Origin of the sequence: Dermacoccus sp. GAS27A (assembly GCF_044909235.1) — a bacterium.
GTDB classification, from domain to species: domain Bacteria; phylum Actinomycetota; class Actinomycetes; order Actinomycetales; family Dermatophilaceae; genus Dermacoccus; species Dermacoccus nishinomiyaensis.
The window spans coordinates 46803-71815 of the sequence record NZ_JBIYDW010000013.1; the positions used below are offsets into that span (position 1 = coordinate 46803).

Below are 25013 nucleotides of genomic sequence, written 5' to 3' on the forward strand. Positions count from 1 at the left end.
CGCGAGATGTCGGTGGCCCCGTCCCGTGCAGTGCGATTCCCCTGCAGTTGATCAAGGAGCCCGAGCATGACCCGCACGTCCTATCCCCTCGGCATCGACGTCGGCGGAACCGGCATCAAGGGTGCCCCCGTCGACCTCGACAAGGGCGCGTTCGCTTCGGAGCGCATCCGTTTCGAGACGCCCGCGGGTGCCTCGCCTGACGCTGTCGCGGACGTCATCGCCCAGATCGTCGAGCACTTCGCCGACATGATCGGCGACGAACCGATCGGCGTGACGATTCCCGGCGTCGTGCAGCACGGCGTCGTGCGTACGGCCGCGAACATCGACAAGGCGTGGATCGGGACGAACGCCGAAGAGCTCATCTCGGCGCATATCGGGCGCGACGTGCTCGTGGTCAACGACGCCGACGCGGCCGGCATTGCAGAGAACTTCTACGGCGCGGCGAAGGACACGGACGGGCTCGTGCTCGTCACGACGCTCGGCACCGGCATCGGCACCGCCGTCATCAACGACGGTGTGCTCGTACCGAACTCTGAGCTCGGCCACATCGAGGTCGAGGGCCACGACGCCGAGACGCGGGCCGCTCACTCGGCGAAGGAGCGCGAGGAACTGTCGTACGGCAAGTGGGCCAAGCGACTCACGAAGTACTACACCTCGCTGGAGAACCTGCTGTGGCCCGACCTGTTCGTCGTCGGCGGTGGCGTGTCGAAGAAGGCCGAGAAGTTCCTGCCACTGCTCGACATCCGCACGCCCATCGTGCCCGCCAAGCTCGAGAACGCCGCCGGCATCGTCGGCGCAGCGCGCCTCGCGCACGATCGGCACGTGAAGTAGATGACGCTGCTCGGGTGCTGTGCGTAGGCGCGCCCGAGAACTCGCCTGATGACGACGAGGCCGGCTTCCCGCAGTGTGCGGGAGCCGGCCTCGGTCGCTTCGTGGCGTGCTCACCCAGGGTGGTGGTGCGCGGCTTTTCGGGCCGTGGTGGGGCTCCGAGTCACCTGCCGGTTCGCGCACTCGGGGTGGTGAGCGCGTCGAACGCGATGCCTCAACTCTTGCAATGTCGATCATGCTGCGCAACACCCACGGCCTCGATTGGTCACTATGATCAAGGTGGCGGGGCGTCATGCGTCGTTGCTTGGCCACGACGCCCAGGTCAGCACGCACCGGGCCCTTCCGGCGTCAGGCTCGGGTGGGCGTGAACTGCCGGTGCGACCTGCGCGGTGCAGCGCACTGGACTGTGCTTCAGGCCATGGATGCGGTGCGCTGAGCACGCGTCACGACTGGAACGAGGATGATCATGGATCGACGCTCCCCCGCCCGACGCGGCGCAGCTCGACAAACAGACACGGCGCCAGGCACGGCGACGACGTCCGCGACCGCGACGTCATCTGGGTCGCCGCGCCCGACCTCACCGCCGCAGCTCGACGAGACGGATCGGCTGCTCCTGCTCGCTCTCGACGAGGACCCGCGTATGACGACGATGGCGCTCGCGCAGCGTTGCGGCCTGGCGCGCGGCACGGTGCACGCGCGGCTGGAGCGGTTTCGCGAGCGCGGCATCCTGCGACTCAACAGTGCGCGCGTCGACCCGGCGACGCTCGGACGGCCCATGAGCGCGATGGTGGCGGTCGAGCTGGATCAGCACGACATCTCGGGCGCGATCGACGGGTTGGCGCAAATCCCCGAGGTGCTCGAGTGCTTCGCGCCGGCCGGCGAGACGGACCTGCTCGTGCGCGTCGTCGCGCGCGACCCTGACGACCTCTATCGCGTCAGCGAGGAGATCCGCCTGTGCCCCGGCGTCACTCGAACCCGCACGAGCGTCTACCTGCGCCGCGTCATCCCCTACCGTATCGACCCGCTGTTGCGCGAAGGCATCGACGAACCGACGTCTGCGCGCGACCGGCGGGGGTGAGGCGGCGGGACGGGGCGACGGGGCGGGCGACGACGTCGTGAGTGCGTGAGGCGCATCGCGGTGTGGAACCGAGCCACGTGCTCGAGGAGCTGCTGGCAGTTCCGGCGGTCAAGCGTGGGAGCCGACGCTGCACCTCACGCAGTCGCCCGCGGTCCTGGGCACCGCGGAACCGAGGCGACCGACACGCTCCCAGCACGGGCGCGGGTGTGGTCGACTGGAGCCATGAGCGACGACATGACGCAGCGTCCCGGTGGGCGGCCCGATCCGATGCGCACCCTGACGGCGGCGGAGGTGGCCGCGCAGGCCCCGGCCGGGTGGGCGCAGATCATGGGGTCACTGCGGGCGCGCTACCGCACTGGCGACTTCGCGACGGGGTTGCGGCTGGTGAACCTCATCGGCGAGTCGGCGGAACGGTGGGATCACCATCCCGACGTCACCCTGACGTACGGGGACGTCATCGTGAGCCTCGTCAGCCATGACGTCCGCGGCATCACGAGCCGCGATCTACGGATGGCGAGGTTGAGCGCCGAGCACGCGGCGCACCTGGGCCTCGAACCGGACGTGGCCGGTCTCACCCAGATCGATCCGGGGCTCGACACTGCACACGCGGACGAGGTCGCTCCGTTCTACTCGGCGCTCTTCGCTGCGCCGCTGCGTGACGGTGAGCCCGTCGACCCGAGCGGCCAGACGCCGACGGTGTGGTGGCAGGCCCCGGATGATGCGGACTCCCCCGATGGCGATGCGGCCGGCGATTCCCAGCTCCCGCCGGCGGATCACGAGCAGCGTTGGCACTTCGACGTCTGGGTGGCGGCGGAGGCCGCCGAGCAGCGGCTGGCAGCCGTTCTCGATGCCGGCGGCCGCCTCGTCAGCGACGCCCACGCCCCGTCGTTCTGGGTCGTCGAGGACGCCGACGGCAACCGTCACTGCATCTGCACGCCCGCCGGGCGATGAGGGACTGGGCCGACGTCGCGGAGGGCTACCGCCGATCGCTTGCACGGGCTTGCGCGGGCGCCACCGGGCCGCTCCTCGCCGCAACGAATGACCAGCGCGGCCACAGCGACGACGTCGTGCGCCATCTCGACGTCGGGTGCGGCGACGGTCGCTTGGCCGCTGCCGCGTCAGAGACCGGTCGTGCGGTCGTCGCGTGCGACGCGGACGCGACGATGTGCGAACTCACCCGCTCTTCGGCACCCGGCGTGGCCACTCTGAAAGCAGCGCTGCCTGAACTCCCTTTCTGCTCCGGCAGCTTCGACATCGTGACGGCCAATTTCGTCATCAATCACGTCGAGGCACCGTGCGCGTCGATGCGCGAGCTGTCCCGCGTCTGCCGTCGTGACGGGATCGTGGCGGCGACGATCTGGCCCGCCGGTGGCGCAGGATTCGGCCCCTTGCTCCGCGAGATGCTCTCCCTCCCCGATCTGACGCCGCTGCCTGACCAGTCCCTACCTGCCGATCAGGACTTCGAGCGAACCCGCCGGGGCCTCGGTTCCCTCTTCGCCGCGGCGGGGCTCGACGATGTCCGATCCACCGACATCAGCTGGACGTGGACGGTGACGCCCGAGGACCTGTGGGCGGGCATCACGGCCGGCGTGGCGACGCCGGGCATGACGTACCTCGCTCAATCACCCGAGGTGAGGGCCCGGATGCGGGAGCTCTTCTTCGAGACGGCCCGCACGATGAGTGCCGAGGGGACGCTGACCTTCGATGCTCGCGCCGTGCTGGCGACCGGGCGCATTTCGTGAACCTCCGGTGGGCCTGACCGTGCGATGACGCGTGGCGTTTCCTCGGCGCAATAGGGTCGGCGGCAGGACGGGCCACCCCGTGACCGACAGCGGACGTTGACTCAGTCATAGGCCCGCTGCGCTCGGCATTGCTGGGGTCGCTGCACGGCACCATGGCTGGCGAGGGGCAGCCGATCCGCTGGGGGTTTCTCGCAAAGGTACGGACCAGCCCGGCTTCGACCGGTCAACCCGGCGTGCAACAATCTTCCGTCATTCGAACATATGTGCGATAATGCAGCATGGACAGCATCGTGCGGGAGAGCCTCGAGGCGCTCACCTGCCTGCCCGGCGACGAACTCGTCGAGACATGGCAGGCACTGACGCGCGTGGCGGCAGACCGGGCGCTCGCGAGCGGTTCCGCGCTGACGTCCGATGCGGACGACGGCGTGACCCTCGACGACCAGTGCGCAACCCTCGCGGCGACCCGCCGCGACCTCGAGCGAGCGGCAGAGGCGGCGCGCATGGTCACCCGGATGGCGCAGACCGTCGTCGACCTCACCGCACATGCTCATCACGACACGGTGCGGGCTCAGGATCATCTTGAGTTCGAACGCTTCGCACGTGCTGACGAGTCGTACCCGCTCGGGCCAGGCGAGTTCGCCCCCGCCCACCTCGCTGCGGTGCTCGGGATGCAACCCGGTACGGTCGCGGCGATGTCCGATGACGTCGCCGCACTACGCAGCCGCACCCGCGGTCGCTCGAGCAGCTGCACACGGTGACGCGCGCATGCCTGCGGTGCGCGCCATCCTGCACGAGCTGCAGCACCTCGAGCCCGAGGTCGCGTCCGGCATCGAGGCCGACCTGACGAAGGCCGGCGCCCACCGCCTCGGAGCCGACGCGGCACATGCGCGGGCGCTCACCCTGCTCCACCGGCAGGGTCTCGCGAAACAGCGCGACCCTGATGAGACCGCCCGTGAACACGCCGTCTGGTTCACTCCGCACCTCGATTTCGACGCGTTGACGCAACTGCACGTCACCCTCGACACGGGCGACGCGGTGGCGCTCGACGCCGTCATCGAGGAACGCGCGCGGTCGTTGCGCGAGAACAGCCCGCCCGGAGCGGCTCCCCCGGCCGGATCGCTGCGCGTCAAGGCGCTTCTCGACCTCGCACTGGAGAACAGCCGCGTCAGCACGACACTCCACCTGTGGCTCACCTACCCGGGCTGTCACATCGAAAAGGCCGCGCCGCGCTTCCACGCGGCATAGTGGGCCGCGGAAATCACGCGCGCGAGGCTTCGCCGCTTCCCGCATCGTGGCGGACGGCCTCGCGAAATCAGCGGCAACGCCCGGCAGGCGATCTTGAGGCTTCTGGGCAGCCGATGGCGACGTCGCCGTTCGGCCTCGAGGTGGGTCGAGCGGAAGCGACGTGGCAGGGCACACGAGTCGACAAGTCGCTCGGTGGCAACCGCCGTCGTACGCGCCGAGGAAGTCAGTCAGCCAATGCCGGTTGCCGTGATGACGATCGCCGGCAGGCGCCGAATCAGTGAACTGAGCCGAACGAGCGCTCCTCGCCGTCCGACGCGAGGGTCAGCCAGCTGGCCCCCGCCGCGGCCGGCCCCGACGACCGGCAAGGAGCGGCGGCGTTCGGCCGCGCAGGACAAGGCATGCGCAGAACAGGCAGTCGACCGCCGCGCAAACTCCGGCTCGCCACACGTCGAATAACCGACGACCCGCCCGATGGGACATCAGGCGGGTCGTCGCGGGTCAGGTCGGCGTCAGTCGAGGCGGTGCCACGCTGCGTCAGCGCGCTTGGCGCGAACGTCAGATGCCTTGGAGCGGGCGCCCGCTGCGGCGCCGACGAGCGTCCCCTTCGGGTCGTTCTTGAGCGACACAGCCGTCTTCTTCGCCGCGGGCACGCCGCGCTTGAGCGTCGAGCGCACCACGGGCAGGGCCGTCGCGAAAACGGGGAACATCGGCGAGAGCGACTTGTCGTACGTGCCGACGAGCATGTCCTCGTGCTTGGCGAACTGGCGCTTGAAGTCGCTGATGCCGTCATTGAGGAGCCCGTTGAAGTCATAACGTTCGACGCCCTGCGCCTTGACGTGCGTCATCGCCCAGAACTTGAGGCCATAGTTGAGGCGCAGCTTCATGCCACGCGGGCTGACGCCGCCGTACAGCTCGAACGCGGTCTTGCCGGAGACCACGAGCCACACGAACGCGACGACCTCGTCGCCCTCCCACGCCGCGATGAGCTGCGAGGCGGGGCCCATGAAGTCGCGGATCTGCTCGTGGTAGAGGTCGGAGTGGACTGCGAAGTTCGCGCGCTTCGCCGTCTCCTTGTTGATCACGAGGACCTGATCGAGATCGGCCTGCTCGGTGACGAGACCGAACCGGACGTTCTCGGCCTTGAACGACTTGCGCACGTTCTGACGGGTGGAGCTGCTCAGCTCCTTCATGATCGTGTCCTCGTCACGAGTGACGTCGACGATCAGCGTGTGCGGGATGAGCCCGGTGTTGTCACTGCGCACGTACCCCGCAGCCTCGACGTCGGCGAGCCACCCGGACGTCGGCCGCGCGACGAGGGACGCGATCTCGTCGTCGGACGCGCCCTTCTCGAGCGGCGCGAACGGCGCCTCCCAGTCGGGCTCGATCGTCAGGCCGATCGGGCCGTGCGTGTTCTTGACGTACTGCGCGAGCGCCGCGACGACACGCGCGCGGTCTGCCTCGGCGGCCTGCGGGCCACGCGGCACGTAGGCGAGCGACTTGAACGGGGCCGGCAGGCGGCGCAGCAACACCTGCGCCGAGCCGACGACGTCGTCACCGTCACGCACGACGACGCGGTCGGCCGACCACTCGTACTGCGACTTCAGCTCGCCCCAACCCCACAACTGCAGCGGGTGGCCGCCGGAGGAGTTGACGAGGGCATCCCACTCGTCGCGGTCGTGGCACGAAGTCACCGAGAGCGTCATGCGCCCAGGTTATCGGCAGGCGCCGACACCCCACAAAGCCCGACGCCCCAACCGCGACACGTCGCGTCGGCGGCCACGCCTGTCGGGCACTCGCCGGGGACTATCCCACCGAGCGAGCGCCGTCGGCTGCACTTTCGTGCGACGACAGCCTGATCTCCCCGCCCAGCGCTGCCGGGAGACCAGCTAGCGGCTCCCATTCATTCAGCACGTGTCCGCACACGGCGTCATCGGCAGCACTGATGCGGCCTGCCGCCGATCGCACCACCCGCGTCATCCCTGGCGGGTCAAGCGGGCAATTCGACGCTGTCGCCGACGGGCACATCGATGACGTCGACGCCGCCGTCGCGGCCGAAGTCGGCGACGTGGTTCAGGAAGATGCCGCGCGCGGCGGGGGCGATGATCTGGTCGTGGATCGGCACGACGTGCTGCGGCGCGACGGCGCGGACGAAGGCAATGGTCTCCTTGACGGCCGACCACGGCGCGGCGAGCGGCACACACAGAAGATCGATGTTCTCGGGGCGCCCCTCGAGCGAGTCACCGGGATGGAAGACGCGCGGCTCACCCGGCGCGCTCACGACGATGCCTACGTTGCCGACGCGCGGGATGTAGGGGTGGATCTCGGCGTGCGTCGAACCGACGCCCTCGAGCGTGACGCCCGCGACGTCGTACGTCTCGCCGGCCTTCGTCGCGGTGGCCTCGACGCCCTTGTCCGCGAGCAACTGTGCCGTCTGCGGCTCGGCGAACCACACCGCATCAGGGTTCTCGGCCCGCAGGCTGTCGATGGCGTCGGGGTCGAGATGGTCGGCGTGCTGGTGCGTGACGACGATCGCGTCGACGCCCTTGACGTCGTCGAACGAGCTGAACGTGGCGGGGTCGAACAGCACGCGAACGCCGCCGGCGTCGAGTTCGATACAGGAGTGACCGTGATGCGTGAGCTTCATGCCTCAACCGTAGGCCCGCCGCCGCCCCCGCGTCTGCTCGGGACGGTCGCGGCGGGCCGTGTGGCCAGCTGCCGGCCCCACACGACGCCGGGCAGGCATCCGTTCGGGCATTCGGGCGAAGGCCGCCTCGAACAAGAAAGACCCCGCAATTCCGCGGTTGTCGGCGCGTCAGCCTAGGGTGAGTGACGTGGAACTCATCACCGGAAAAACGGCCTACGACCTCACGTACAACGACGTCTTCATGGTGCCGTCGCGCTCGCGCGTCACGAGCCGTCTCGACGTCGACCTCACGACGAACGACGGGGTCGGCACGACGATCCCGCTCGTCGTCGCAAACATGACGGCGATCTCGGGTCGCCGCATGGCCGAGACGGTCGCCCGGCGCGGCGCGGTCGCCGTCCTGCCGCAGGACATTCCGATCGCAGCCGTTCAGGAGACCATCCGGCAAGTGAAGGCGAGCCACCCGACCTACGAGACGCCGGTGACGATCGCGCCGGACGCCCCCGTCAGCGACGTGCTCGCGCTGCTCGGCAAACGCGCACACCGCGTCGCCGTCGTCATCGACGACGACCGCCGCCCCCTCGGCCTCGTGAGCGAGGCGCACTGCCTCGAGGTCGACCGCTTCAGCGTCATCGCCGACGTCATGACGCGCGACATCACGACCGTGGAATCCGGAGCCGACCTGCACGACACGTTCGACCTGCTCGAGCGTACGCACCGCGACATCGCCGTCGTCGTCGAGGCGGGCGGCGCCCTCGTCGGTGTCCTGACGAAACGCGGCATCCTGCGCTCCACGATCTACTCCCCCGCGCTCGACCCCGACGGCAAGCTGTCGATCGGCGTCGCCATCGGCATCAACGGTGACGTCGAGGGCAAGGCGACGACGATGCTCGAATCGGGTGCCGACGTCCTTGTCGTCGACACCGCCCACGGGCATCAGGAGAAGATGATCGACGCGCTCGGCGTCGTGCGGGCAGCCCGTGACGCTCACGAGACGTCCTCGGGGCGCCGCATCCCCATCGCGGCGGGCAACGTCGTCACTGCCGACGGTGCCCGTGACCTCGTCGAAGCGGGCGCCGATATCGTGAAGGTCGGCGTCGGGCCGGGAGCGATGTGCACGACCCGCATGATGACGGGTGTCGGGCGCCCGCAGTTCAGCGCGGTGCTCGAATGCGCAGCCGCCGCGCGCGAACTCGGCGCTCACGTCTGGGCTGACGGCGGCGTCAAGTATCCGCGTGACGTCGCGCTCGCCCTCGCGGCCGGGGGCGCGAGCGTCATGATCGGGTCGTGGTTCGCTGGCACCTGGGAGTCGCCCGGCGACCTCAACCGCGACGCCGACGGGCGCCTCTACAAGGAGTCGTTCGGCATGGCGTCGGCTCGTGCCGTGCGTGGCCGCACGTCATCGCAGGGTGCGTTCGAGCGTGCACGTTCGGCGCTGTTCGAGGAGGGCATCTCGTCCTCGCGCATGTACCTCGACCCGCAGCGGCCGGGTGTCGAAGACCTCATGGACTCGATCATCGCCGGCGTGCGCAGCTCGTTCACCTACGCGGGCGCCAAGACGATCGATGAGTTCCACGAACGTGCCCGCGTGGGTGTGCAGAGCGCCTCGGGCTACGACGAAGGGCGCCCGCGCCACACGAGTTGGTGACGGCGGAGCCTGCGCAGGCCGGCCTCACCCGGGCCGCATCGAGCACACGATGCGTCACCGGGATGGGGCGGGTTGGTCCGTCTGCGACGGTTCGAGGGTGAACTCGCGCATGCTGCGGATGAACAAGGGCACGACACTCGCGATGAGAAGGAAGCACGCGGCGACGGCAATGACCTGGCGGGCGCCGAACGTCTGGGCAAGGGGTGCGGCGAGCATCGAACCGAGCGGTAGCGCGACGAAGGACATGAGGATGTCCCAGGAATGCACGCGGCCCTGCAGCTCGCCGGGCACAGCCTGCTGAATGGCCGTCTCCCAATGCACGTCGTAGAAGAGCAGACCCGCGTATCCGACGGCGGCGAGCACCGCGATCGGCCACACCGAGTGAAAGACCGCGAAGCTGAAGGCCCACAACGGCATGAGCAGCAGCGGCGCCCACCCGCTGAAGAGCGGACGTCGCAGGTGGATGCGCGACCCGAGAGCTGCGCCGACAAACCCACCGAGCCCCTCGGCGGCGGCGACGATGCCGACGGCGTGGGCGCCACCCGCCTCTCTGGCGACGAGCAAGGGTGCCAGCACGAGGATCGCGCCGTTGCCGATGTGGTAGAAACCGGCCGCGAGCAAGCCGAAGAGCAGCCACGAGCGCGAGCGCACCGCACGCCACCCGGCGACGAGTTGCTCGCCGAAGCTCTCATCCACTTCGGTGCCCTCGCCCGCTTCCGTGAGCTCGCTCGCCGTCGTGTCGACCTGACCCGCCCAGACGAGCACCGCCGCCAGGGAGACGACGAACGTCGCCGCGTTGACGGCGAAGCCGACTCCCGCGCCGGCGAACCCGACGACGGCTCCCCCGAGCACCGGGCCCAACATGAGCATGAGCTGACGCAGGCTCGTGATGGTCCCGTTCGTGCGCCGACGCGCCCCCGCCGGCACCACGGCGCGCCGCCACGTCATGAACGCAGGCCCGTAGAACGCACCGGCAGCCGCGGTGACGAAGGCGCATCCGACGATGACCGGCGTCGACCATGCGCCGGCCCAGAAGCAGCAGGCGAGGACGAGCCCGCACGCTGCGCGCACCGCGTCCGAGGCGGCCATGACGATGCGTGGCTGCACCCGATCCGCCCAGACCCCACCGAACAACGTGAACACGAGGCGTGCCACCGTCGTCGCGGTGATGGCCGCGGCCATCTGCCCGGCGCTACCGCCCGCCACGACGATCGCCACGGGCAATGCCACCACCTGGAAGGCATCACCCAGCCAGCTGAGCACCTGCCCGGTGAGCACGGCCGTCATGCGTGTCGTCATCGCGCCAGTATCGTCGATGTGGGACGGGCGGTGAAGCAAACGGGGCACCCCTGGGGGTGGGAGCGCCCCGTGCGCTCACCGTGTACTTTTCAGGCCATGAACGAACGTCGTCGCGTCCAGATCCGTCCCGTCGGGGGCCTGCCCGGGTGTCTCGGCATGATCCTGTTCTCGGTCATCGCCTCGATCGTGCTCACGCTGCTGCTCAACATGTGCAGCAGCGCGGCGACGCACTGACGGCCCCACGATCGCGACAGGCAGGAAGGCGACACTCCTGCCGGATGGCGCCTTCCCGCCTGCTGTTGCGGGCTGGAGCCCGCGATGTTCGGGGGATGAGTCGGCCTATAAGCCGGGTTGTGTTCCGCGCGCCATTGCTGGCATCGCTTCGGCGATCATCCATCTAGGCCCTGCATTGCTGCAGGGCTCGAGCGATCTACCCACATGCTCAGCGGGCCGCTTCGACGCATGCTGTCTGATCTTGCTCCGGGTGGGGTTTACCGAGCCGCCCCAGTCGCCTGGGGCGCTGGTGGTCTCTTGCACCACCGTTTCACCCTTGCCGCGCTCATGAGCGTGGCGGTCTGTTCTCTGTGGCACTTTCCCGCGGGTCGCCCCGGGTGGCTGTTAGCCATCACCCTGCCCTGTGGAGCCCGGACTTTCCTCGGCGAGAGCGAACTCTCGACGCGACCGCCCGGCCGACTCATCCGCGCGCAAGCTTACCTTTGCCTGCGGGTGCCGACGCATCCGACCGGCCCATGACGGGCGACGACCCAGCTGCGTCACATGATGCCGCCCGAGTCGGTCACGCCTGACGCACCCAGCACGATGTGACGCAGCCAGGCGTCAGTACCTCACGCGAGTGCGAACGTCAGCTTGCCCGTCGCGATGTCGGCGCCCGTCAACGTCACCTCACACGCCTCACCGAGCGCAGGGGCCGCAGCGTCACCGACCTTCACCGTCGCGACCACGGCGTGGTCGACGAGCTGGATCGTCGGCTCGCCCTTGCCGTGGCCGTGGTCTCCGTCCTCGACGACGAACGCCGCGAACGTCTCCCCGACGTCGGACGACAGCGCGGCCGCCTCGACGCGGTCGACGCACGCGCGATCGATCTTGCGCGCCAGCGAGTCGGTGCGCTTCATGATCTCGGGCAGCTCGACGAGCGCCTCGCGCGCCCAAGCCGGCACCTCGCGTCCGTTGGAGACGGCCTCACAGATGACGAGCCCGAAGCGGTCGACGAGCCGCCGCAGCGGCGCGGTGACGTGCGCGTACGGCGCCGCGACGGCGGCCTGCTCGGTGATCTCGGGCGCCGCGATGGCCGGGTTGTCGCGGTCGAACGGCGTGTACGCGGCACCGCGGAACAGCCCGACGGCCTCGTGGACGAGCGCGAGATGGTGCGGGTCATCACGATCGAGGGAGCGCAGGAACGCGCCGTACGTCTGGTCCTCGGCCCATGCCACGCCGAGCGCTTTCGCCTGCAGGCGGAACCGCGCGACGTCGCGCTCGTCGGCCTTCGGCATCGTGCGCAGGATGCCGATGCCGGCGTCGAGCATCATCCGCGCCGCCACCATGCCCGCCATGAGGGAAATCTGCGCGTTCCAGTCCTCGCTCGGTACGGGTGGGCGGAAGTGCACCTCGTAGTCGCCGGGGCTCGGCTCGCTCACCTCCTGCTCGGGCATCGGCAGCGACGCGCCACCACGCTCGATCTCCAGCTGCGCGCGTAACTCACCGATCTGACGCAGCAGCGCGAAGCGCTCGTCGACGGCGCCGCCCGTCGCGCCCCCGCCGTCGACATTCCCCTGCACCTGCGTGTAGTCGAGCCGTTCGACGCTGCGGACCTGCGCGCGGTACAAACTCGAGGACGTCACCTCGCCGCGCGCGTCGAGATGCAGGTCCCATACGAACGCCGAGCAGATCTGCCCCTCGAGCAGGCTCGCCGCACCTTCACTGAGTTCCTCGGGGTGCAACGGAATCCGCATGTCGGGCATGTAGATCGTCTGCCCGCGACGGCGCGTCTCGGCGTCGAGAGCGCCGCCGGGACGCACGTACAGCGGCACATCCGCGATGGCGTAGCGCACGTGGAAACCGTCGCCGTCACGCTCCAGGTGCATGGCCTGATCGAGGTCCATCGAACCGGCCGGGTCGATCGTGAAGAACGGCACGGACGTCTCGTCGCGCTCCGGTTTCTCGACGTGCGCGAGCGCGTCGAGAGCGTCGGCCACGGCGTCGGCCGGGTAGTCGGTGGCCAGCTCGTTCTCGGCGCGCAGGGCCTCGAACGAGCGCGCGAGCTCGCCGGAGGCGTCGGTGTTCTGCAGCAGGATGCGTGTGCTCGGCATGGCCCGAGCCTACGCGGCGAGCGCCTCGGCATGGCCCGTTCCACACCGGCACGCGACGCGGCTGCCCCCACCGCGCGCGAAGGCGAGCGACTCACCGCCGGCGGGTGACCGAGCGCCTCGCCCACTACCCTGTGCCGGTGATCATCCTTCTGCCGCCGTCGGAGACCAAGGCGACGCGTGCCCGCGGGCGCGCCATGAACCTCGACTCGCTGAGCAACCCCGAACTGAACGACGCGCGCCGCAATGTCATCAACGCCCTGACGGCGGTGAGCGCTCGCCCCGACGCTGCGTCCGCCCTCGGCGTCTCCCCCAACCTCACCGACGACATCGCCCGCAACACGCGCCTGACGACGGCACCCGCCCTGCCCGCGTCGGGCCTCTACACCGGCGTGCTCTACGACGCGCTCGATCTCGCCTCGCTCACCGGGGCGGACAAGACACGTGCCGGGCGGCGCGTCGTCATCTCCTCCGCCCTCTACGGAGCCGTGCGTCTGCGCGACGCGGTCGCTCCATACCGGCTGTCGATGGCCGTCAACCTGCCGGGCATCGGCCCGCTCGCGAGCTTCTGGAAGCCACTGCTCGACGCGCCCTTGACCGAGGCCGCCGGGCGCGGCCTCGTCATCGACTGTCGATCATCGACGTACGCCGCGTCGTGGGCGCCATCCGGCGACCTTGCGAAACGCTGGGTGCACATCCGGGTGCCCGGGGCGACTCACATGGCGAAGCACACGCGTGGCCTCGTCACGCGCGCCCTCGTCACCGACCCGCGTGACCCGCGCACGCCGGCAGCCCTCGCCGAGCAGCTCGCCGAGACGTTCGACGTCGCCCTCACCGCGCCCAAGAGCGCGACGAAACCGTGGATCCTCGACGCCACGGCCCGATGACGACTGCCCACACCAGGTGCACGACGCGGTGTTCTCATGCATGAAGCGCTCGACTTGCTCGCCCGGGTGCCGGGCGTTCTCGCGTTTCTTCTGGCGCTGACGATCGTCGCCGAATGCTGCTCCGCCGCAGGCGTCTTCGACGACCTGGCCCGGCGTCTCGTCACTGTAGGGCGCGGTCACGTGCCCGCGACGTGGCTGCTGTTCCTGCTCACCACCGGCGTCGTCACCGCCCTGCTCGGCCTCGACACGACTGCCGTGCTCATGACGAGCGCGGCCGTCGTCGTCGCGCGTCGACTGCGGGCGCCGGTCGCGATGTTCGCCTTCCCGACGCTGTGGCTCGCGAACATGGCCTCGCTGTGGCTGCCCGTCTCCAATCTCACCAACCTGCTGGCGCGCGAGCACCTGGGCAGCACGAGCAGCCTCGGCTTCCTCGCGCTGGCGTGGCCCGTCGCACTGACGACGACGCTCGTGCCGCTCCTGTGCGCCGCCGTCATCTGGCGCCCCGCATTCCGGCCATTCGACGGGCACGATCGCCCCGGGCGGCGGTCACCGTGCACCACGGCGCCCGATGACACATCGGCGTCAGCACCACTGCCGCAGCAAAGATCCGCGCGTCGAAGCGTCGCCGTCATCACCCTGCTCATGTGCGCGGCGATCCTCGTCGTCGAACCGTGGATGACGGCCGGCGTCGCCGCGCTGTGCTGCTTCCTCGCTCTCGCACTGCTCACCCCTGAGCGTCTCCGCGAGATCACCCTGCCGTGGCGCAGCCTGCTCATCACGACGGCCCTGTTCGTCGCCGTCGCGGTGCTGCATGGGTCCGGCGCGCTCGACCCGCTCGTCCGGACGCTCGACGACGCGCCCGCCTGGGCCCTCACGCTCAGTGGCGCGGGCCTCGCCAACGCGACGAACAACCTGCCCGCCTACCTCGCCCTCGAACCCGCCGCCCACGACGCGACGCGTGTGCTCGCCCTGCTCATCGGCGTCAACGTCGCAAGTGGGCTGACGTGGTGGGGGTCGGTGGCGACGCTGCTGTGGCGCGAGCGCCTGCGCCGCGAGGGCGTCACCGTGTCCTGGCGCCGTCACCTGCTGCTCACCGGATCGACGACGTTCATCACGACCGCCGCGGCTCTTGCCGTCCTCGCCCTGACGCGATGAGCTACTGGTCCGTAGCTGCTTGACCTGCTGGCCCCAAAAGCATGACGTACGGCGCCGGCAGCCCCCGTCAGCCGAGAGCGACCTGCAGCGCCTGACGGACGTCGTCGACCAGATCACCCGCATCCTCGAGTCCGACCGACAGGCGCAGTGTGCCGTCCGTGATGCCGATCGCGGCCCGCGCGTCGGCACCCATCCGACGATGCGTCGTCGTCGCGGGGTGGGTGATCATCGACTTGGAATCGCCGAGATTGTTGGAGATGTCGACGATGCGCAGCGCGTTCATCAGGGCGAACGCCTCCGCCTTGTCACCGTCGATCTGGAACGTCACGACCGAGCCGCCACCGCTCATCTGACGTTTCGCGAGCTCGTGCTGCGGGTGCGAGACGAGGAACGGATGCACGACACGTGGCACCTTCGGATGTGCCTCGAGCACCTCGGCCAGCGTCAGCGCTGTCGCCGCCTGCGCCTCGACGCGTAGCCGCAGCGTCTCCAGGCCCTTGAGCAGCACCCACGCGTTGAACGCCGACATCGTCGGGCCGGTGTGGCGCACGAGGTTCTGCACCGGCCCGTCGATGAACTCGCGCCTGCCGAGGATGGCGCCACCGAGCACGCGACCCTGCCCGTCGATGTGCTTGGTCGCGGAGTAGACGACGACGTCGGCGCCGTGGTCGAACGGCCGGCTGAACACGGGCGTGCCGAAGACGTTGTCGACGACGACCTGCGCCCCGGCCGCATGGGCGAGGTCGCTGACGGCGCGCATGTCGACGAGTTCCTGCATCGGGTTGCTCGGCGACTCGAAGAACACCGCCGTCGTCGGCTGCGACAGCGCCTGGCGCCACTGCTCGAGGTCAGGCCCGTCGACGAAGACCGTCTCGACGCCCCAGCGCGGCAGGATCTCGTCGAGGATGACGAAGCACGAGCCGAACAACCCGCGTGAGGCGACGACGCGGTCGCCCGCCCCGAGCAGCGCGGCCAGGGCCGTGAACACCGCCGACATGCCGGACGCCGTCGCCGTGCACGCCTCGGCTCCCTCGAGAGCGGCGAGCCGCTCCTGCAGCATCGCCGTTGTCGGGTTGCCGTATCGGCTGTAGACGAACCGGTCGCTCTCACCCGAGAACGCGGCCTCGGCGGCCTCGGCGGAGTCGTAGACGAACCCCGACGTCAGGTACAGCGCCTCCGCCGTCTCCTCGAAACCGCTGCGCGCGAGGCCGCTGCGCACCGCGAGGGTGTCGGGTCGCCAGTCTTCTTGCCCGCGCTGAATATCCATAACCCCAACTTATGGATCTTCGGCGCCGCTCGCCACACAGGATGGATGATCGTCCGCGCACCGGACGACCCGCCTTGGACGCCGGCGCACGCCCCTTGACGCCTGCATCGGAGGCTCTGAGGCTCTGTCAGCCCCGCAGGTGATGCGTGTCGTTCGTGAACGCGACCTGCGCGTTGCCGTCGCGCCACACCTCGATGCCGGTCAGCGACGCCGGGGCCGCCGCAACGCGCCACGCGCCGTCCATGCTCAGATCGAGCACCTTGGCGAGCACCGACATGATGACGATGCGGTGCGTCACGATGATGACGACACCGCCGCGTTCCACCGCCCGCCCGAGGGCTGCAGCGACGCGCTCGTCGAGCTCGTCGCGCGTCTCGCCGCCCGGCGCGCGGTGAGTCGGTTCGTGACGCAGCTTCGACAGTCCCGCCGCGTCCTTGGCGCGGATCTCCTTGAACGACAACCCGTCCCACTCGCCGAAGGCCTGCTCGTCCCAGTCGGCCTCGACCCGCGGCGTCACCCCGAGACGTTCGGCGATCAGCGTGCCCGTCTCGACCCCACGGGCGAGCGACGACGTCACGACGTGCACGTCGCTGTCACCGACGAGCCCGTCGAGCGCGCCCGCGACGCGGCGTGCCTGGTCGCGACCCTCGGCGCTGAGCGACGGGTCCGCGCCACCGCGACCGTCGAGCAGCCCCCTCGTCGTGAAGTCGGTGACGCCGTGGCGCACGAGGACGATGCGCGTCGGCCTCCCGAGATCCGCCGGCCCCGTCGGCTTCTCGTCGGGCTCGACGACGGCCTCGCCGCCTACTTCGCCCCCACCGTTCGGGTCGCCCGCACCCACGCCCGCGCTACTGGCGCCATCCGCGTCAGCACCAGCACCAGCACGCTCGACACCACCACCCTGCGACGCGCGCTCGACGTCGTCACCCCATGTGTCGCGTCGCACGGTGATGCCGTCCATGCCGTCGTTGGACAGCTTGTCGGCGTCCTTGTTCTTGGCACGCGGGATCCACTCGTACGTGACGGCGCCGCCCGCGCTCGAGATCTCCGCCGCGAGCGCCTGGGCCTCGGCGGCGAGGCGTTTCATGTCCTCATGCTTGATCTTCCAGCGGCCCGACATCTGCTCGACGACGAGCTTCGAGTCCATCCGCACCGTCACGGCAGCGCCCGGGGCATGATCGACGACGGCCCGCAGCCCCTCGATGAGGCCGGTGTACTCGGCGACGTTGTTCGACTCCTTGCCGAGCGGCGCGGCGCGTTCGGCGAGCAGCGCACCGGTGTCCGCGTCGCGCACGAGGCTGCCGTACCCGGCGACGCCGGGGTTGCCGCGCGAACCGCCGTCAGCTTCGACGATGAGACGTCGCGTCATGATGAATCTCCTTCGCCCACAGGCATTTCGGACGACGAACAGCGCCCGGCGCCGTCACCGCGAGGCGACGCGCCGAGCGCTGTACTCTCTGCCCGGTCAGAGGTCGGATTCGGCCGTGCGCACGAGGATGCGTCCGCACTCGTCGCAGTAGACGACCTGGTCGGCGGCGCTCGAGCGAATGCGCTGCAGATCCGAGTGGTTGAGTTCGAGGCCGCAACCGAGGCAGCGACGACCGTGCAGCGCCGCCGCGGCGACACCGCTGCGGGCCCGGATGCCGTCGTATTCCGCGAGCAGGTCGGCGGCGAACGACGGGGCCATGTCGTCGCGCTTGCGCTGCACCTCGGCGCGCTCGGTCTCGAGCTCCTTGGCTGCCTCGCCCATCTCCGCCTTGAGCTGCTTGACCTTGGCCTCGGCCTCGTCGGCGACCGTCGTGAACGCCGTCAGCCGCTCGCGCAGGCCCTCGGCGCGCTCCATGATCTCGAGCTCGGTGTCCTCGAGGACGACCTGACGGCGAGCGAGCGTGTCCGTCTCGTGCTGCAGCGCCTGCAGATCCTTCGCGCTGCCCTCACCCGAGGCGAGGCGCTTCTCGTTGCGGGCCATGCGGTCGCGCACCTGCTGCACGTCGGCCTCGCTGCGCGCGATCTCACGCTCGACGTCCATGACGGCCGTCTGCGCGAGAATCATCTCCTCCGTCGCGGTGTCCGCCTTCTTCGTCAGCTCCGCGAGCTCCTTCGCCTGCGGCAGGTTCGCGAGACGGTGATCGATCTGGTCGAGGCGGGTGTCGAGCTTCTGCAGGTCGAGCAGCCTCCACTGCTGCTGAAGTTCTGCCTTCACTGCATCTCTCCTTCATTCGTGGGCACGAGGAAATTCCAGGGGTCGGTGCACGTCGTCGAGACGTGCACCTCGATGTCGCCGCCGCTCTCGCGCACGGCCTTCACGAGACGCTCGCAGGCGTGCTGCAGCCACAACCATTCGGTGGCCCAGTGTCCGGCGTCGACGAGGAACATCGGCGCCGCCGGGTCGTCCTCCTCGCGCGCCTCGATGGCGGGATGATGACGCAGGTCGGCGGTGACGTAGACGTCCGCCCCCGCGCGTCGTGCCGCGCCGAACTCGCCGTCACCGGCGCCGCCGAGCACCGCGACGCGCTGGACGCTCGCCTCGGCCTCTCCGCTGACGCGCAGGCCGACGGGGGCGGGTGGTAGCGCCGCGGCGAGGCGTTCGCAGAAGGCGCGCAGCGTCATGCTCTGAGGCAGGTCACCGACGCGGCCCAGCGGCTGCCCCTCGCTCTCGACCAGGGGTTCGACGTCCTGCAGGCCGCATGCGGCCGCGAGCGCGTCGTTGACGCCGGGTGTGGCCACGTCGGCGTTCGTGTGCGCCGCGTACAGGGCGACGTCGCCGACGACGAGCGCTGTCACCGCGCGCCCCTTGCCTGACGTCGTCGCGACCGACTTGACCCCGCGCATGAGCAGCGGGTGATGCGTGACGAGCAGGTCGTAACCGCCGGTGACGGCTTCGTCGATGACGCTCATCGCCGGGTCGACGGCGAACAGGACACGTTCGATCGGCTGCTCCGGGTCGCCGGTGACGAGGCCGACGGCATCCCACGACTGAGCCGTCGACGGCGGGTAGAAGCCGTCGAGGATTCGCGTGACGTCCGCGAGGGTCGTGGTGGAGTTGTTCATGTGGGCCCCGCCGGGATCGAACCGACGACCGACGCGGTGTAAACGCGTTGCTCTACCAGCTGAGCTAGGGGCCCTGAGCGCGCGCCGAGACGGCGCGGATGCAGCTGAATCCTACCCGCCCCGTGGCCACGTCGAGTTCGGCGTCATCGAGGGGCGGCGCCACGACGCCGCGCCGCGTCACAGGTTCTCGGCCACCTCGAGGGCGGGCGAGAAGTCGCGCGCCTCGCCGGGGCCGTTGATGAGCGACCAGAGCACCGTCATCGACGCGTCGACGAGGAAGGTGCCGCGCACGGCGAACCCGCGCTCGTCGTCGAAGACGCCGTAGGCGCGCGCGATCGCGCCGTGCGGCCAGAAGTCGCTGAGCAGTGGGAAGTCGAAGCCCTCGGCGTCCGCCCACGCGCGCTGCGTGAACATCGCATCGCAGCTGATGCCGACGACCTGCATCGCGTCACCGTCGTAGCGGGGCAGGTTGTCGCGGATGTGGCACAGCTCCCCCGTGCAGATGCCGGAGAACGCGAAGGGGTAGAAGACGAGCAGCGTCGGGCGCTCGGCGACGAGGCCGGACAATGTCACGTCCTCACCGAACTGGTTCTTGAGCGTGAAATCGGGCGCCGCAGCACCCACCTCGAGACCGCTCATGTCACTCCCTCTTCGTCTCGTGCGGCGGCCGCGCTCAGCGCTGCTTCGCTGCGCCACCCTGGACGAGCTTCGTGCCGATCCAGTCGTCGCCGACCTTGAAGGTCGAGCTGGCCTTGAGACCGGCGGTCGTCGCAGCCTCCTGCACGTCCGCGGCGTCGATCGCGAGATCCGAGCCGGCCTTCGGCGTCATGAGGAGGACGAACCCCTTGTCCTCCAGCGTGGCGAGCGCGTCGACGACGTCGTCGGTGAGGTCGCCGTCGCCGTCACGGAACCACACGAGGACGGAGTCGACGACGCCGTCGTACGTCTCGTCCTCGATCTCGGAGCCGACGATCTCCTCGATGGCTTCGCGCCACGACTCGTCGACGTCGTCGTCCCAACCGATCTCCATGACGATGTCGTCCGCGGAGAAGCCGATCTTGGCCGCCGGATGTGCCCCTGCGGTCTGGTTCACGTGCTGTGCTCACTTTCTGTTCTGGACGCTGCGCCCACGCCGGGTGGATGCAGCCTTGTTCGAAGGGTAGTCCACAAGGTTGTCTCGCGCATTGCAAGAAGGCGCCCTCATGACGACCGTCTCGTGGGCCCGATCGCCCTGGCCTGATGAACCTCGAAACCCCTCGTCCCGCCCGCCAAACCGAGTACCCACGAGTAACCCCGTCCCGGTTTCGCGCAGGGTGCTCACGGGGGGCAGGATGGGAGCATGTGGCGCGTGCCAGGTAGCGCCGACGCAGTGGACGAGAGGACGTGACCTAAGTGTCGCTTGAGGAAGCCGGCCCGATCCTGAATGGCATTCCCAGTCAGTTGCCGGACATCGATCCCGACGAGACGCAGGAGTGGCTCGACTCGCTCGACGGCCTCGTCGACGAAGCCGGACGCAACCGTGCCCGCTACGTCATGCTCAAGCTGCTGGAGCGCGCCCGCGAGCAGCAGATCGGCGTGCCGTCGCTGACTGCGACCGACTACATCAACACGATCGGCCCCGAGGCCGAGCCGTGGTTCCCCGGCGATGAGGAGATGGAGCGCAAGTACCGCGCCTGGATCCGCTGGAACGCCGCCGTCATGGTGCACCGCGCGCAACGCCCCGACATCGGCGTGGGCGGCCACATCTCGACGTACGCCTCCGCCGCGACGCTCTACGAGGTCGGCTTCAACCACTTCTTCCGCGGCAAGGACCACCCGGGCGGCGGTGACCAGGTCTTCATCCAGGGCCACGCCTCCCCCGGCATCTACTCGCGCGCCTACCTCGAGGGCCGCCTGACCGAGGAGCAGCTCGACGGCTTCCGTCAGGAGAAGAGCCACTTCATCGACGGTGAGTCCGCCGGCCTGCCGAGCTACCCGCACCCGCGCAACATGCCGGAGTTCTGGGAGTTCCCGACCGTCTCCATGGGCATCGGCCCGATGAACGCCATCTACCAGGCGATGGTCAACCGCTACCTCAACGACCGCGGCCTCAAGGACACCTCCGACCAGCACGTCTGGGCCTTCCTCGGTGACGGCGAGATGGACGAGGTCGAGTCGCGTGGCGCCCTGCAGTGGGCCGCCAACGAGGGCCTCGACAACCTCACGTTCGTCGTCAACTGCAACCTGCAGCGTCTCGACGGCCCCGTGCGCGGCAACGGCAAGATCGTGCAGGAGCTCGAGGCGTTCTTCCGCGGCGCCGGCTGGAACGTCATCAAGGTGCTGTGGGGCCGCGGCTGGGATCCGCTGCTCGCCCAGGATCGTGACGGTGCGCTCGTGAACATCATGAACAAGACGCGTGACGGCGACTACCAGACGATCCGCGCCAATGACGGTGCCTACGTCCGCGAGTACTTCTTCGGTCAGGACCCGCGCACGGCGAAGATGGTCGAGAACTGGTCCGACGACGACCTGTGGTGGAAGCTCAAGCGAGGTGGCCACGACTACCGCAAGGTGTACGCCGCCTACAAGGCTGCGATGGAGCACACGGGCCAGCCGACGGTCATCCTCGCACACACCATCAAGGGCTACAGCCTCGGCACGCACTTCGCGGGCCGCAACGCGACGCACCAGATGAAGAAGATGACGCTCGAGGACCTCAAGCAGTTCCGCGACTCGCTCGACATCCCGATCAGCGACGAGCAGCTCGAGAAGGACCCGTACCGTCCGCCGTACTACCACCCCGGCAACGACGACCCGGCGATCAAGTACCTGCTCGAGCGTCGCGCGAAGCTCGGCGGTGGGCTGCCGTCGCGCAAGGGCCGCAGCTCGCAGCTGCCGTTGCCCGGTGACGAGGCGTACAAGATCGCGAAGAAGGGCTCCGGCAAGCAGGAGGTCGCGACGACGATGGCGTTCGTCCGCATCCTCAAGGAGCTGATGCGAGACAAGGAGTTCGGCAAGCACATCGTGCCGATCATCCCCGACGAGGCGCGCACGTTCGGCATGGACGCGTTCTTCCCGACGGCGAAGATCTACAACCCGCACGGGCAGCACTACCGCTCCGTCGACGCAGAGCTCATGCTCGCGTACAAGGAGAGCCCGCAGGGCCAGCTGTTGCACCTCGGCATCAACGAGGCCGGCTCCGTCGCGGCGTTCACCGCCGTCGGCGCCGCGTACGAGACGAACGACATCCCGATGGTGCCGGTCTACGTTTTCTACTCGATGTTCGGCTTCCAGCGCACCGGTGACTCGATCTGGGCGGCCGCCGACCAGATGGCCAAGGGTTTCCTCATCGGCGCCACCGCGGGCCGTACGACGCTGACGGGTGAGGGTCTGCAGCACGCCGACGGTCACAGCCACGTGCTCGCCGCGACGAACCCCGCCATCCGCTCCTACGACCCGGCCTACGGCTACGAGATCGCGCACATCGTGCAGGACGGCTTGGAGAAGATGTATGGCGAGAACGCCGAGAACGTCATCTACTACCTGACCGTCTACAACGAGCCGATCGTGCAGCCGGCCGAGCCCGAGAACGTCGACGTCGAAGGCATCAAGCGCGGCATCTACAAGCTCAAGGACGGCTCGTTCGACGGCCTCGGCGACGACGCGCGCCGCGTGCAGCTGCTCGCCTCCGGCGTCGGAGTCGCCTGGGCCCTCGAGGCACAGGAACTACTCAAGGAGGACTGGGGCGTCGTCGCCGACGTCTGGTCCGTGACGTCGTGGAACGAATTGCGCCGCGACGGCCTCGAGGCCGACGAGCACAACTTCCTCCACCCCGAGGAAGAGCGCCGCGAGCCGTTCATCACGTCGCGCCTCAAGGACGCACCCGGTCCCGTCATCGCGACGAGCGACTCGATGCGCCAGGTGCACGACCAGATCCGCCAGTACGTGCCCGGTGAATTCCACTCGCTGGGCGCCGACGGATTCGGCTTCTCCGACACGCGAGCTGCAGCACGACGCTTCCTCCACATCGACGGCCCGTCGATGGCGGTGCGCGCCCTGCAGTCGCTCGCCGACCGCGGCGAACTCGACCCGTCGATCCCGCGTCAGGCAGCCGAGAAGTACGAGCTGCTCAACGTCAAGGCCGGCACCTCCGGCAACGCCGGCGGAGAAGCCTGACGGGCAATGCGAACAGCGACGGGCAGAACTGGGCGACGGTTCTGCCCGTCGGGCTTCTGCGCCAAAAGGTGCGCGGAGAAGCCTGACGATTCCCTCGCGGCGTCTTCCATCGGTCCGGAGCCGCAAGCTCCCCGGCCCGAGGTGCCACAGCGCCACGGGAGCGCGTCCACGTCCCCTGCACGCACGTTAGCCGTGCGCACTCACCGTCCGTGAGTGTGCACGGCTTCGTGCTTTCCGGGGTCGGTCGGCCGGCCGGTGTCGTTGCTACTCGTGGGTTCCCACAAGGCTCGGTTACGGTGACGGGCATGGCGGAACCCAGGGTGCCCTCGCGTGAATCTCTGACGGCGATGCGCCGCGGCGTCGGGGCGATGGCGACGTCGGCCGCGGCGCGCGTCGAAGCCGACCACGCCTGGTTCGCCGCGCTCAGCGCCGAGGATCGCAGCTGGATCGGCGTCATCGCGCACGGCGGCATCACGTCGTTCCTGTCGTGGCTCGAGAACCCGCACGTCGAAGGCGCCGGCGCCATCGACGTGTTCGCCGACGCACCACGCGAACTGACGCGCAGCATCAGCCTCGAACAGACCCTCGACCTGCTGCGCACCGTCATCGAGATCGTCGAGGACGAAGCACCCGCCCTCGCGCGGGCCGACGAACGCGCGGCCGTGCGCGAAGCTGTCCTGCGCTACTCCCGTGAGGTCGCGTTCGGCGCCGCCCACGTCTACGCGCGCGCCGCGGAATCGCGCGGCGCGTGGGATGCACGCCTCGAGTCGCTCGTCGTCGACGCCGTCGTGCGCGGCGAACCCGACGAGACGCTCGGCTCCCGCGTCAATGCCCTCGGCTGGGCCGAGGTGCGCGGCGTCACCGTCGTCGTCGGCGCGAGCCCCCTCGGCAGCCAGACGAGCGTCGTCGACCCACTACGACGCGCCGCGCGTCATGCCGGGCTCGAGATCCTCGTCTCCGTCGAAGGACGGCGGATGATCGCCGTCGTCGGCGGGCTCGACGCGGCCACCCTCGCGACGCCACGCAGCGGCACATCGTCAGGCAATGCAGCAAGCACGTCGTCTCAGGCCGCCCAACACGCCGACCCGCTCGCCGCGGCGCGACTGCTCGCCGACCACTTCGGCGACGGCCCCCTCGTGTGCGGGCCCCGCGTGCCGCACCTCTATGCGGCGGGCCGCTCAGCACGGGACGCGCTGCGCGGCTACGACGCCGCGCCGGCGGCCACCTCCTGCCCCCGCCCGGTGCACAGCGACGACCTGCTCGCCGTACGCGCCGTCTCCGGTGACGACAAGGCACGCCGCGCGCTCGCCGCACGGGTGACGGCCGCGCTCCAGCCCGATTCCGTCATGCGCGAGACGGCGCGCGCCTACATCCGTCTCGGCTCGCTGGAGGCCACGGCGCGCGAGTTGTTCGTCCATGCGAACACCGTGCGCTACCGCCTGGGGCGCACCCACGACCTCACCGGTTACGACCTCACCTGCCCCGAGGACGCCTTCGCCATCCGACTGGGCCTCATGTACGCCGACCTCGACGCAGCCCGGTCCCGCCCGCGCACCCGGCCGGACGCCTCTCGCGCCGCACGGGAGCAACCCAGCCAGGTGTGATTGGAGGTTTCCTACAAATCACACCGGAGAAGTTCGTCGGCCCGCTCGTCGCCTCGCCCACCACCTCCAGGGCAAGGTTGAGGGGT

General features: G+C 69.5%; 22 protein-coding genes, 1 tRNA gene and 1 other RNA gene. 12 read left to right on the forward strand and 12 right to left on the reverse strand.

What is annotated here, in order from left to right:
* The first annotated feature begins 66 nt into the window (after window positions 1–66).
* From ppgK to ABH936_RS12875, 6 genes are all read left to right on the forward strand, one after another.
* Complete coding sequence (gene ppgK / locus ABH936_RS12850) at window positions 67–831, forward strand: polyphosphate--glucose phosphotransferase (RefSeq protein WP_006944296.1); 765 nt, start codon at window positions 67–69, stop codon at window positions 829–831.
* Between the two features lie 463 nt (window positions 832–1294).
* Window positions 1295–1906 (forward strand): Lrp/AsnC family transcriptional regulator, encoded by a 612-nt coding sequence (locus ABH936_RS12855; protein ID WP_038571076.1) that lies wholly within the window; start codon window positions 1295–1297, stop codon window positions 1904–1906.
* A gap of 222 nt (window positions 1907–2128) precedes the next feature.
* Window positions 2129–2857, forward strand: coding sequence for a 4a-hydroxytetrahydrobiopterin dehydratase (locus tag ABH936_RS12860; RefSeq protein WP_239303714.1), 729 nt, complete (start codon window positions 2129–2131; stop codon window positions 2855–2857).
* A complete protein-coding gene (locus ABH936_RS12865; RefSeq protein ID WP_239303716.1) occupies window positions 2854–3648 on the forward strand; it encodes a class I SAM-dependent methyltransferase in 795 nt (264 codons plus the stop codon). The genes ABH936_RS12860 and ABH936_RS12865 overlap by 4 nt, the downstream gene beginning before the upstream one ends.
* A 278-nt stretch (window positions 3649–3926) precedes the next feature.
* Window positions 3927–4406: a hypothetical protein gene (locus tag ABH936_RS12870; protein ID WP_239303718.1), complete on the forward strand. Its 480-nt coding sequence runs from the start codon at window positions 3927–3929 to the stop codon at window positions 4404–4406.
* A 7-nt stretch (window positions 4407–4413) separates the two neighbouring features.
* Window positions 4414–4893 carry a hypothetical protein gene (locus ABH936_RS12875; protein ID WP_239303720.1) on the forward strand — a complete coding sequence of 160 codons (480 nt, stop codon included), beginning with the start codon at window positions 4414–4416 and terminating at the stop codon, window positions 4891–4893.
* A gap of 509 nt (window positions 4894–5402) precedes the next feature.
* Here the strand turns inward: ABH936_RS12875 and ABH936_RS12880 are convergent.
* Complete coding sequence (locus tag ABH936_RS12880; protein WP_239303722.1) at window positions 5403–6596, reverse strand: peptidoglycan bridge formation glycyltransferase FemA/FemB family protein; 1194 nt, start codon at window positions 6594–6596, stop codon at window positions 5403–5405.
* A gap of 284 nt (window positions 6597–6880) precedes the next feature.
* Window positions 6881–7537 (reverse strand): MBL fold metallo-hydrolase, encoded by a 657-nt coding sequence (locus tag ABH936_RS12885; RefSeq protein ID WP_404603432.1) that lies wholly within the window; start codon window positions 7535–7537, stop codon window positions 6881–6883.
* Between the two features lie 187 nt (window positions 7538–7724).
* Here ABH936_RS12885 and ABH936_RS12890 point away from each other — a divergent pair, with 187 nt between their 5' ends.
* Window positions 7725–9185 carry a GuaB1 family IMP dehydrogenase-related protein gene (locus ABH936_RS12890; RefSeq protein ID WP_006944164.1) on the forward strand — a complete coding sequence of 487 codons (1461 nt, stop codon included), beginning with the start codon at window positions 7725–7727 and terminating at the stop codon, window positions 9183–9185.
* Between the two features lie 54 nt (window positions 9186–9239).
* Here ABH936_RS12890 and ABH936_RS12895 read toward each other — a convergent pair whose 3' ends face one another.
* The gene (locus ABH936_RS12895) at window positions 9240–10484 is read right to left on the reverse strand and encodes an MFS transporter (protein WP_404603433.1); all 1245 of its coding nucleotides are present in this window, start codon (window positions 10482–10484) and stop codon (window positions 9240–9242) included.
* 96 nt (window positions 10485–10580) lie between these two features.
* On the opposite strand from ABH936_RS12895, the gene ABH936_RS12900 reads away from it, so the two are divergent.
* Window positions 10581–10718, forward strand: a complete 138-nt coding sequence (locus ABH936_RS12900; protein ID WP_404603434.1) for a hypothetical protein — start codon at window positions 10581–10583, stop codon at window positions 10716–10718.
* 92 nt (window positions 10719–10810) lie between these two features.
* On the opposite strand, the gene rnpB is transcribed toward ABH936_RS12900, so the two are convergent.
* Together rnpB and ABH936_RS12910 are read right to left on the reverse strand one after the other, a co-directional pair.
* Window positions 10811–11181: RNase P RNA component class A (rnpB, locus tag ABH936_RS12905), an RNA gene on the reverse strand.
* A 148-nt stretch (window positions 11182–11329) separates the two neighbouring features.
* On the reverse strand, window positions 11330–12811 hold the full coding sequence (locus tag ABH936_RS12910; RefSeq protein WP_404603435.1) for an RNB domain-containing ribonuclease: 1482 nt from the start codon (window positions 12809–12811) through the stop codon (window positions 11330–11332).
* Between the two features lie 137 nt (window positions 12812–12948).
* Between ABH936_RS12910 and ABH936_RS12915 the strand changes: the two genes are divergently transcribed.
* Entirely contained in the window at window positions 12949–13695 is a 747-nt protein-coding gene (locus ABH936_RS12915; protein ID WP_259879369.1) for a YaaA family protein, read from the forward strand.
* A 36-nt stretch (window positions 13696–13731) separates the two neighbouring features.
* Window positions 13732–14850 (forward strand): SLC13 family permease, encoded by a 1119-nt coding sequence (locus ABH936_RS12920; protein ID WP_404603436.1) that lies wholly within the window; start codon window positions 13732–13734, stop codon window positions 14848–14850.
* Window positions 14851–14917: 67 nt separating this feature from the next.
* Here the strand turns inward: ABH936_RS12920 and ABH936_RS12925 are convergent, their stop codons facing one another.
* From ABH936_RS12925 to ABH936_RS12955, 7 genes are all read right to left on the reverse strand, one after another.
* Window positions 14918–16117, reverse strand: a complete 1200-nt coding sequence (locus tag ABH936_RS12925; RefSeq protein WP_404603437.1) for an O-succinylhomoserine sulfhydrylase — start codon at window positions 16115–16117, stop codon at window positions 14918–14920.
* A gap of 127 nt (window positions 16118–16244) precedes the next feature.
* A complete protein-coding gene (locus tag ABH936_RS12930; protein ID WP_404603438.1) occupies window positions 16245–17486 on the reverse strand; it encodes a bifunctional RNase H/acid phosphatase in 1242 nt (413 codons plus the stop codon).
* Window positions 17487–17582: 96 nt separating this feature from the next.
* Window positions 17583–18320 (reverse strand): zinc ribbon domain-containing protein, encoded by a 738-nt coding sequence (locus ABH936_RS12935; protein WP_241725472.1) that lies wholly within the window; start codon window positions 18318–18320, stop codon window positions 17583–17585.
* On the reverse strand, window positions 18317–19168 hold the full coding sequence (locus tag ABH936_RS12940) for a Nif3-like dinuclear metal center hexameric protein (RefSeq protein WP_241725473.1): 852 nt from the start codon (window positions 19166–19168) through the stop codon (window positions 18317–18319). The genes ABH936_RS12935 and ABH936_RS12940 overlap by 4 nt, the downstream gene beginning before the upstream one ends.
* A 1-nt stretch (window position 19169) precedes the next feature.
* A tRNA-Val gene (locus tag ABH936_RS12945) sits at window positions 19170–19242 on the reverse strand.
* 103 nt (window positions 19243–19345) lie between these two features.
* Window positions 19346–19807 carry a peroxiredoxin gene (locus ABH936_RS12950; RefSeq protein ID WP_241725474.1) on the reverse strand — a complete coding sequence of 154 codons (462 nt, stop codon included), beginning with the start codon at window positions 19805–19807 and terminating at the stop codon, window positions 19346–19348.
* Between the two features lie 34 nt (window positions 19808–19841).
* A complete protein-coding gene (locus ABH936_RS12955) occupies window positions 19842–20261 on the reverse strand; it encodes a DUF3052 domain-containing protein (RefSeq protein WP_006944308.1) in 420 nt (139 codons plus the stop codon).
* A 299-nt stretch (window positions 20262–20560) separates the two neighbouring features.
* Here ABH936_RS12955 and aceE point away from each other — a divergent pair, with 299 nt between their 5' ends.
* A complete protein-coding gene (aceE, locus tag ABH936_RS12960; protein ID WP_241725475.1) occupies window positions 20561–23323 on the forward strand; it encodes a pyruvate dehydrogenase (acetyl-transferring), homodimeric type in 2763 nt (920 codons plus the stop codon).
* A gap of 305 nt (window positions 23324–23628) precedes the next feature.
* The gene (locus tag ABH936_RS12965) at window positions 23629–24927 is read left to right on the forward strand and encodes a PucR family transcriptional regulator (protein ID WP_404603439.1); all 1299 of its coding nucleotides are present in this window, start codon (window positions 23629–23631) and stop codon (window positions 24925–24927) included.
* Window positions 24928–25013 lie beyond the last annotated feature (86 nt).

Coding starts and splice junctions, on each gene's coding strand:
- ABH936_RS12860 (WP_239303714.1), top strand. CDS start 2,129: ATGAGCGACGACATGACGCAGCGTCCCGGTGGGCGGCCCGATCCGATG.
- ABH936_RS12880 (WP_239303722.1), bottom strand. CDS start 6,596: ATGACGCTCTCGGTGACTTCGTGCCACGACCGCGACGAGTGGGATGCC.
- ABH936_RS12940 (WP_241725473.1), bottom strand. CDS start 19,168: ATGAACAACTCCACCACGACCCTCGCGGACGTCACGCGAATCCTCGAC.
- ppgK (WP_006944296.1), top strand. CDS start 67: ATGACCCGCACGTCCTATCCCCTCGGCATCGACGTCGGCGGAACCGGC.
- ABH936_RS12930 (WP_404603438.1), bottom strand. CDS start 17,486: ATGACGCGACGTCTCATCGTCGAAGCTGACGGCGGTTCGCGCGGCAAC.
- ABH936_RS12920 (WP_404603436.1), top strand. CDS start 13,732: ATGCATGAAGCGCTCGACTTGCTCGCCCGGGTGCCGGGCGTTCTCGCG.
- ABH936_RS12965 (WP_404603439.1), top strand. CDS start 23,629: ATGGCGGAACCCAGGGTGCCCTCGCGTGAATCTCTGACGGCGATGCGC.
- ABH936_RS12870 (WP_239303718.1), top strand. CDS start 3,927: ATGGACAGCATCGTGCGGGAGAGCCTCGAGGCGCTCACCTGCCTGCCC.
- ABH936_RS12875 (WP_239303720.1), top strand. CDS start 4,414: ATGCCTGCGGTGCGCGCCATCCTGCACGAGCTGCAGCACCTCGAGCCC.
- ABH936_RS12950 (WP_241725474.1), bottom strand. CDS start 19,807: ATGAGCGGTCTCGAGGTGGGTGCTGCGGCGCCCGATTTCACGCTCAAG.
- ABH936_RS12910 (WP_404603435.1), bottom strand. CDS start 12,811: ATGCCGAGCACACGCATCCTGCTGCAGAACACCGACGCCTCCGGCGAG.
- ABH936_RS12925 (WP_404603437.1), bottom strand. CDS start 16,117: ATGGATATTCAGCGCGGGCAAGAAGACTGGCGACCCGACACCCTCGCG.
- ABH936_RS12855 (WP_038571076.1), top strand. CDS start 1,295: ATGGATCGACGCTCCCCCGCCCGACGCGGCGCAGCTCGACAAACAGAC.
- ABH936_RS12900 (WP_404603434.1), top strand. CDS start 10,581: ATGAACGAACGTCGTCGCGTCCAGATCCGTCCCGTCGGGGGCCTGCCC.
- ABH936_RS12885 (WP_404603432.1), bottom strand. CDS start 7,537: ATGAAGCTCACGCATCACGGTCACTCCTGTATCGAACTCGACGCCGGC.
- ABH936_RS12865 (WP_239303716.1), top strand. CDS start 2,854: ATGAGGGACTGGGCCGACGTCGCGGAGGGCTACCGCCGATCGCTTGCA.
- ABH936_RS12895 (WP_404603433.1), bottom strand. CDS start 10,484: ATGACGACACGCATGACGGCCGTGCTCACCGGGCAGGTGCTCAGCTGG.